At 37.9% G+C, this 8,087-nt stretch carries 10 protein-coding genes and 2 pseudogenes; 7 read left to right on the top strand and 5 right to left on the bottom strand.

Features of this window, described 5'->3' with window-relative positions:
* Positions 1 to 153 precede the first annotated feature (153 nt).
* The 5 genes from ACTQ50_RS18390 to ACTQ50_RS18370 form a co-directional block, all read right to left on the bottom strand.
* Positions 154 to 846 (bottom strand): hypothetical protein, encoded by a 693-nt coding sequence (locus ACTQ50_RS18390; RefSeq protein WP_118408998.1) that lies wholly within the window; start codon positions 844 to 846, stop codon positions 154 to 156.
* 45 nt (positions 847 to 891) lie between these two features.
* Positions 892 to 1,503, bottom strand: a complete 612-nt coding sequence (locus tag ACTQ50_RS18385) for a hypothetical protein (protein WP_235359923.1) — start codon at positions 1,501 to 1,503, stop codon at positions 892 to 894.
* Positions 1,504 to 1,550: 47 nt separating this feature from the next.
* Positions 1,551 to 2,009, bottom strand: coding sequence for a VOC family protein (locus tag ACTQ50_RS18380; protein ID WP_118408994.1), 459 nt, complete (start codon positions 2,007 to 2,009; stop codon positions 1,551 to 1,553).
* A 67-nt stretch (positions 2,010 to 2,076) separates the two neighbouring features.
* Complete coding sequence (locus ACTQ50_RS18375; RefSeq protein WP_346793724.1) at positions 2,077 to 2,589, bottom strand: hypothetical protein; 513 nt, start codon at positions 2,587 to 2,589, stop codon at positions 2,077 to 2,079.
* A 128-nt stretch (positions 2,590 to 2,717) separates the two neighbouring features.
* Entirely contained in the window at positions 2,718 to 2,957 is a 240-nt protein-coding gene (locus ACTQ50_RS18370; RefSeq protein ID WP_119202560.1) for a DUF6061 family protein, read from the bottom strand.
* Between the two features lie 88 nt (positions 2,958 to 3,045).
* Here ACTQ50_RS18370 and ACTQ50_RS18365 point away from each other — a divergent pair.
* The 7 genes and pseudogenes from ACTQ50_RS18365 to ACTQ50_RS18335 all read left to right on the top strand — a co-directional run.
* Positions 3,046 to 3,195, top strand: a pseudogene (locus ACTQ50_RS18365) (site-specific integrase); the annotation flags it as partial.
* A gap of 142 nt (positions 3,196 to 3,337) precedes the next feature.
* Entirely contained in the window at positions 3,338 to 4,339 is a 1,002-nt protein-coding gene (locus ACTQ50_RS18360; protein WP_441485384.1) for an AAA family ATPase, read from the top strand.
* Between the two features lie 114 nt (positions 4,340 to 4,453).
* Positions 4,454 to 4,687, top strand: a complete 234-nt coding sequence (locus ACTQ50_RS18355) for a complexin-2 (protein WP_330412578.1) — start codon at positions 4,454 to 4,456, stop codon at positions 4,685 to 4,687.
* A gap of 150 nt (positions 4,688 to 4,837) precedes the next feature.
* On the top strand, positions 4,838 to 5,065 hold the full coding sequence (locus ACTQ50_RS18350; RefSeq protein ID WP_441485383.1) for a DUF5348 domain-containing protein: 228 nt from the start codon (positions 4,838 to 4,840) through the stop codon (positions 5,063 to 5,065).
* 206 nt (positions 5,066 to 5,271) lie between these two features.
* Entirely contained in the window at positions 5,272 to 6,735 is a 1,464-nt protein-coding gene (locus ACTQ50_RS18345; protein ID WP_441485382.1) for a plasmid recombination protein, read from the top strand.
* 3 nt (positions 6,736 to 6,738) lie between these two features.
* A pseudogene (locus tag ACTQ50_RS18340) lies at positions 6,739 to 7,111 on the top strand (TnpV protein).
* A 241-nt stretch (positions 7,112 to 7,352) separates the two neighbouring features.
* The gene (locus ACTQ50_RS18335) at positions 7,353 to 7,769 is read left to right on the top strand and encodes a YjdF family protein (protein ID WP_441485381.1); all 417 of its coding nucleotides are present in this window, start codon (positions 7,353 to 7,355) and stop codon (positions 7,767 to 7,769) included.
* Positions 7,770 to 8,087 lie beyond the last annotated feature (318 nt).

The following is an 8,087-nucleotide window of genomic DNA, read 5'->3' as shown; positions in this document are numbered from 1 at the left end:
GCGACTTTGTTCACTATAGAAAAATCGAAATTGATGTAAACGATAGGGCAGTTTATCAAATGTTGTAAGCTGCTTTATCGTTTACACCAACTTCGATTGGTTTCTAATCAAGTTTCCATTGCCTCATTTACATAGTCAGGCTTTTCAAAATTCTTACTTTTTGTAAATTTCAAATTTTCGTTTCCCAATGTTTTGCTTTTCTAGCCTTTCCCATTTCTCACAATTGATTTTCTGCTTTTTATCCATGCATACAGCTAAAATTGTATTTTCATGCGAAATTCTCCATAACTGTTCCAACATAGCATCCATGGAATTCTTACCTTGTTCCCATTCCACCAAATTTCCGTATGGAACATCCGTAATAATTATATCAGGCAATATTTCCGGCAAAGGCATCGTACAATCCGCTTGGAAAATCTCTGTCGATATATCATTCCCCAGCATAATGCTTAATTTATCGCAACTATCTAATGCCTCCTTATGAGATTCCTTACCATAAGAATTGTAAAGTTCCTCTATCTCTGCTTTTCTCTTTTTCAAAGCAACATCAGTAAGTAAGGATATATTTTTCTTTGCATGAGCTACCATATCTTCATCAATATCACTACCATATATTTTTCTGATATACTTATTTTGAAAATATCCAAGAATTGTAAGGGAATAGCCTCCCCCACAACAAGGGTCATATATGACTAAATCCTCTTTTTTATTCGAACGCTCCAGTGCCCGACCGTAAATTTCAAGCAACAATCGAATCGGGAAATTCGGTATTCCTTTTCCTCCATAAAGAACCCGACCACTTGCAAAATCCTGAAAATTATCATCTTTACAATATAAATATTCCATTATCTGCTTAACCTATCGCTTTCGTCCAAACTCTTGATTTCGTTTTTACACAAAAACCTTTCCATGCACCCAATTTATCACATCATCAGCCACTTCTTTGGGCGATTTCATTGATATATCCAGCAACTCGTACTTGGTATCCCCCACCTGAGTATGTTCCATAAAATAACGATTATAATCGCATGAACTATTAATCCAGTTCTCGTCCGTTATTCCTCTGCCCTCTTGCATACGTTGTCTCAAAGAATCTTCATCCGTAACTAACGCCAAACAAATAATCTCACTAAAATACCGACTGTTGTATACTTTCGGAAAACGGTCAAGGCATCCCGCCATCGTCCACAAAACCAGTGTCCCTGACTGTATAATATCCTTTGAAATATTAGCAATAATTTCAACCCATTTATTACAGGATTCCTCATCATCCCAGTTTATAAAGCCTGTGAAAATATCAGCATCCAATACTACAAAATCAACTTTTCTCCTCATAATCTCAATCGCCGTAGTAGTTTTGCCTACTCCGCTGCACCCTGTCAGAATAAGTAACGGCAAGGATTTAAACTCCCATTCCGCACCGCATTTCGGGCAACGAAGTTTATTTTCAATTATTTCTTTGTCCCATTCGTAATTCCCACAATTTGAACATATCTCAATCATCCTTACACATCTCCAACTTCAAAGTTACTTTTCCTATAAATTGAACTTTAGCGTATACAAGCATTTACGAATTTCATTGGTACATCCATTCTTTCTGCCACTTGCTCTGGTGTCATGCCACTATCCAAGAAACGTTTACAAACTACTTTTATGTTCTCGCCAACCTCAATAATATGTTTATCAGGGTCATAAATTCTAACCACTCGCTGTCCCCATGAATGTTCCTTGATAGGATGGACGTATTCCACATCATACTTTTTCAGTCTATCAGCAAATTTGTCAAAGTTATCCTCTTCAAAATATACTTCAGAACTATTACTACCGAATGAAACGTTGTCTGTACCAATAAATTCATTCCAAGTTTCAAGTGTTTGCAGTGCCAAACCACCTGTCAAAGTCTTATTTGCACCAAAATCCATAATTACATGAAGCCCCAAAACTTTTATATAAAATTCCAATGACTTATTAATATCCGTTACTACCAACATAGGGTTTTTTATTTTCATCTACTATACCTCCGTCAAATTCAAATCTTCTGTTACTTTCAATCTCTCCACAAGACTGCAAGTTAATTTACAGTTCCGTATGAGCAATTTCCGTTCCTTTCTTAAATCGATTCTTCAAGGGCAGATAGTATATCAACATCATGAAAAGCGGTTGCTGCCACGACAAGCCTATGACACACCCAATCAGTTTTATGTTCGCAGACAAAATGCCGACTATAAAGGCAAGAACAGAAGAAACAATAATTAACCATTTGGTAAATATTATCTCAGATTCCGTAACTATGTCTTGCTTTCTGATTGTTGTTACCCTAAGCAATATTGCGAAAATCAGAATAAATATCGTCGCAAACAATACAGCTGAGCCTATCACAAGAAAAATCGTCAATCCGTTTACTCCCGCAACTGTAAGGTTAGCTAATGGTGTAAAATCAGAACCGTCAATATTTATGTTGTCCACATATTTGATTAAATTTTTGCCCAACATTACATTATATATTTCTCTTATATATCCTATTGAAAATATCCAATTAAGTATTGATGCTGCAACCAGCAGAACTCGTCTGACTAAACCTCTGCCCATTGTAATTCCCCCACTAACTTCAAATTTCACTTCCTATTGTACCACGCACATCTCTTACATTCCACTTATATTTTTGTAAAGATTTTGAAAAAGGCGGACTGCTAATCTATAGCAATCCGCCCGAAAAATTACCACACTTCTAAACTATCTTCTGCATCAATCCAAGCTTGCATTTCTCCATCCAACACTAAGCGTGCATACTCCATAGGTTCATCAATCGCAAGAGCATTTAATGCGCACTGTGAATTTGGTGTGATCTTCAATCCTTCCTCCGCCTTACTACAATCTATGCGAAGAAGCATATTATCAAAAGTGGTTATATCTATACTATTGCAGTACTGGTTATATGTAGCATATATAAGTTTCATAGCTTTTCGTCCTTTCGTTTTTATTACAGATAAGCCGGTTGTATTGGTAAATTGTTGTGTGTCCTAGAATTATCCTTTAGAACATGATACACATGCGGCATTTCTGATTAATAAGGGAGTGCAACCATTGATGATTAAAGAAAGGTTTGGACATACGGACATTCGCATTACATTGAATACTTATGGGCACTTATATCCAGATCAGCAGAAAGTGGTGGCAGATATGCTGGATGATGAAAATATAAAAAGCTCCGGAAGTACGAACAACCGGAGCAATGTGACAAATGGGGACGAATCCACAAGTGTCAACCCTAGACAAGTTGATTATAGCAGGGATTCTTCCAGAGAACAACAGATAATTGGCGAGAATAGTTTGAAAAATGGAGGAATTTATGGAACAGAGAAATGAGAATAAAACAGAATTGAAAATGATAAAGATGTCAGATGTTCAGTCCCAGACAGTGGACTGGCTCTGGTATCCATTTATCCCTTATGGAAAATTAACGATTATTCAGGGTGATCCGGGTGATGGGAAAACTACGTTAGTATTAAACATTGCTGCAAGATTGTCTAAAGGAGAAGGACTGGATAACGATATGAAAGTAACAGAACCAGTAAATATTATTTATCAGACAGCGGAAGATGGGCTGGCAGATACGGTAAAACCCAGACTGGAGCTGGCAAAAGCGGTCTGTGAAAGAATCATGGTTATAGATGAAACAGAGAAATCCCTTTCCATGATAGATGAGAGACTGGAAACTGCTATCAAACGGACTGGTGCGAGAGTGCTTATTTTAGATCCGATTCAGGCATACCTTGGAGGAACAATGGATATGAACCGGGCAAATGAAGCAAGGGATATGACAAAAAGATTGAGCTTGCTGGCAGAAAAATATAAATGTGCAATTTTATTGATTGGACACATGAATAAAGCTGGTGGAAATAAAGCTGCATATAGAGGAATGGGTTCGATTGACTTTTTTGCGGTAGCCAGGAGCGTATTACTGGTAGGAAGAATAGAGGGAGAACCGGATTTAAGAGCAGTGGTTCAGATTAAAAATAATCTGGCTGCATTTGGACATTCCAAAGCATTTCGCCTGACAGAAACCGGATTTGAGTGGATAGGTGACTATGAAATCACAGCAGATGAGGTGCTTGGTGGAATTGCTCCAAAGGTAAATAAACTGGAACAGGCAAAAAAGATGCTGAGGGAACAGGCAGAAACATCAAATTCTGTGCAAAGCAGTGAAATCTTTGATATGGCAGAAGAGTTGAATATTTCTAAAAGAACACTGGAAAATGCAAAAAAGGAACTTGGAATTAAGGCAAGACGAATCGGTAATTCCTGGTATTGGGATTTAGATAAAGTTAAGCCGGAATAAATTAAGGGTGCAACATTGCAGAGTATATAGAAAATGCGGAATTAAATGCAAGGTTGCAATCTGTAAAGACATTGCAGTGTTGCGTCCTTATATAAATTGTAAGAAGGTGAGAACTTGAAAAACGTTATGATTCCAGAGGAGTTATTTGGAAAGATTATAAAATATCATTTACTGGATCAGGAACAGGAAGCAGATGATATAAGAAAAGGTCTGGAGAAAAAGCTGGATGCAATGGTAAATCGTGAGGTATACAGTAAATCCAAAACTGCACCAACAGAAGAAGAACGGGAAAAGTTCCGGCAGGAGTATCTGGACAGAAAAGGAATGCAAGAGAGTTTTCGATGGTAACAGTTCTTATTGACTATCTTTTTACAGGAGCGTGTCACGCACCTGTGAGAAGTAAACAAGGAGAAAGTTGGTAAGACGCATACGGAAAGCTGAGGCTGGACGGTGAGATTACTGTAAATTTGATAGTTGTGAAGAAGGGAGAAAGATACAATGAAACAGGGAAGATTAGGATATAACAGCAGTAATGACAGATATGGATTGTTGGCATCAGATTTATGGATTAATACGGGATTTCACTGTGGAGAAGGTCTTGAGGTGCTGGTTGATGATAAGTGGGTACGGACAAGAATGGAGATGAATCCGGCAAGAGAATGGTATCTGGTGGGAACACCGTACTGTGGAGATTTGGAGTATGTTCAGGCAAGAATACCGGAATAATTTGACGGGATAGGTCTTCGTTCCGCTTCGGTCGGTGCAGAACAGACGTCCCTTGGACGTCTTATACCCCGGCAGGGCGCAAGGGTACTTTTGATGGACGGTACGGCTGTCGAAAGTGCTTTTGCGTTACTTTTGACAAAAGTAACAAAACCGCCGTATCCGGCGAAAATTTCTTAATATCGCCATGACTGGCGTAAATAAAAATTATGTGTCATATCTGGCACTTGCTCAGAGAAGAGGTGAGAAACATGATGATAAAACGAACAATCAGCGGTATGATTGGGAAAGGTTCTCTGGCTCATAACAGAAGGTCTTTTTTCGCAGAAAATGTTGATCCGGGTAGAGTGCAGTTAAATATTTGTTACCAGAATGAAAATCTGAAGGAAGTCTATAAAGAGTTATTTGATGATGCTGTGGAGAGATACAACCTTGGGAAAAGAAAGGATCGGCAGATTACAAATTACTATGAAAAAATCCGACAGGGAAAACAAGAGAAGTTGTTCCACGAAGTGATTCTTCAAATTGGAAATCGAGAAGATATGGCTGTCGGAACAGCAGAAGGAAATCTGGCTGTAAAAGTGCTGGATGAGTATGTAAAAGACTTCCAAAAACGGAATCCAACACTACGGGTATTTGGGTGTTATCTACATCAGGATGAAGCTACTCCACATTTACATATTGATTTTATTCCTTATGTGACTGATTGGAAAGGAAAAGGAATGGACACCAGAGTTTCGTTGAAACAGGCATTGAAAAGTCTTGGATTTCAAGGTGGAAATAAGCATGATACAGAGTTGAACCAGTGGATGAACCATGAAAAAAAGGTCCTGGCAGAGATTGCAAAACAGCATGGCATTGAATGGGAACAGAAAGGTACTCATGAGGAACATTTGGATGTTTATAACTTCAAGAAGAAAGAACGAAAAAAGGAAGTACAGGAGCTGGAGCAGGAGAAAGAGTATCTAACTGCAGAAAACGAAGAACTGACAGCACAAATTGCGGAATTCAGAGCAGATATCCAGATTTTAAAAGACGATAAGGAACAGGCAATCAGGGAGAAACAAGAAGCAGAACAAAGGGCAGAGGACGCAGAAAAAGAAGTAAAAAGTCTGGAAGAGCGCCGAGATGTGCTGCAGCCGATTATGGATAATGCCAGTAAGGAAATAAAAGAATATGGAATGATTAAGACGTTTTTACCGGAGGCAGGAACATTTGAACGTGCAGTACCTTACAGAGAAAATAAAATCAAGCCATTGTTTATCAAGATGAAGAATCAGATTGCTGCATTAGCTGGAAAGGTTGTAGAACTTAACAAAACGATAGAAAGCTGGAAAAACAAATATCAAAAATCTACGGAGAAATGTGATGATATCCAAACGCAGTTAGATGATGTGAGTAAAGAAAATGGGGAATTATTAAATGATAATCAACGTTTACAAGAGATTTCGGACAGATATGACAGAGTGGTGCGTATTTTGGGATCAGAAACTGTAGAGGATGTGGTGCAGCAGGATATTAAAGAACAAAGGACACTGGAAGAAAAACGGCGAATGGAGCAAATGCCAAAGGGAAGCGTTCTGAAACAGTTGGAATGGGCGACTCAAAAGAGTCAGATTGAAAACCAACAACGTAAGAAAAATAGAACAAAATACAAAGGATTGGAGATTTAGACTATGAAAAAACAAATTTATGATGAAAAAATGGAATGAGCTATACGTTGCATGGAGATTACTATTTGCCGGATCTGGTTTTAAGAGAAGAAGAACCGACATATGGAAAATATGGAATGTTACGAAGCAGTTCTTAAAAGAACACAGATCAGCAAGGTATCAGTATTTGTTATTGACTGGAAAGCTGAATGAACATCTGAATCAGACTGATCAGGAAGCTAGAGAACAGGTGGAAACGCTTATGGAACAGATGACAGAAAAACAGGGTGTAACTGAAGAATTAAAGGCACAGGATCAGATGGAGTGGGTCAGGCTGATGAATAATATAAAAGCTAGTGCAGAAGAAATTGTATTGAAAAACATGATATATGTGTGATTGCGAGGGGGATAAGATCGCTTTTTTACATTTTTGTATATTAGAATAGAACTTTAGAAAGCACTATGGTAAAATAAAGTGAAGGTAAATTGAAAGTTATCAAAACAAAGATAAAAACGCAACGTGCATCTTTGATGTGCCAGAGCCGGTAGGTAGCCCGGCCGTCCTATATAAATAGGGTAAGTAACCTGCCCCTCCGGGTTGTCCATTCTTTGTTCAATAAATTTTAGGAGGGATTTTTATGGACAAAGTAAATGGAAGATTGACGGTATATTTTGAAGAACCATTTTGGGTAGGCATATTTGAGCATATTGAAGATGGTAAATTATCTGTGGCAAAGGTAACATTTGGCGTAGAACCAAAAGATTATGAAGTGCAGGAATATATTCAAAAATACTATTTCGGTTTGAAATTCAGTCCGGCTGTTGAAGCTATTGTAAAGGATATAAAAAGAAATCCGAAACGGATGCAGCGTTCAGCAAAAAAGCAGATGCTGGAAACTGGCATTAGTACAAAATCACAACTGGCGTTGAAATTACAGCAGGAACAGAACAAGCATGAGCGTAAAGAGAGAAGCCGAAAGAAAAAAGAAGCGGAAGAACAGCGAATGTTTGAACTAAAACAGCTAAAGAAAAGAGAAAAGCATAAGGGACATTAAAAGTCCCTTGGGCTTTTTCTCAAATCGGGATTGTTTTAATATGTCTTAGATGCAGAAGGTGAACAAAAAATTGCTTATACTGTGAGAGGTTCGCAGTATGTGGCATGGCAGAGTAAAATTTTTAGCTACGAATTTACATATTGTTCTTTTGAGTAGCAGAAAATTTATATATTAATGTGTTCACTAAGGAGGATGTAGAGGATGATGTGATGTTGTATAAATAAAGTTGACACCTTATTCTCAAAGAATTCATGTATAATAAAGAGAATAAGGAGGAACTCTCAATGTCACGTACCCAACGTAAATACGACCACGAAT

Source organism: Blautia sp. Sow4_E7, from assembly GCF_052116245.1.
Lineage (GTDB): Bacteria > Bacillota > Clostridia > Lachnospirales > Lachnospiraceae > Blautia_A.
This window is presented reverse-complemented; position numbering and strand designations above follow the sequence as displayed.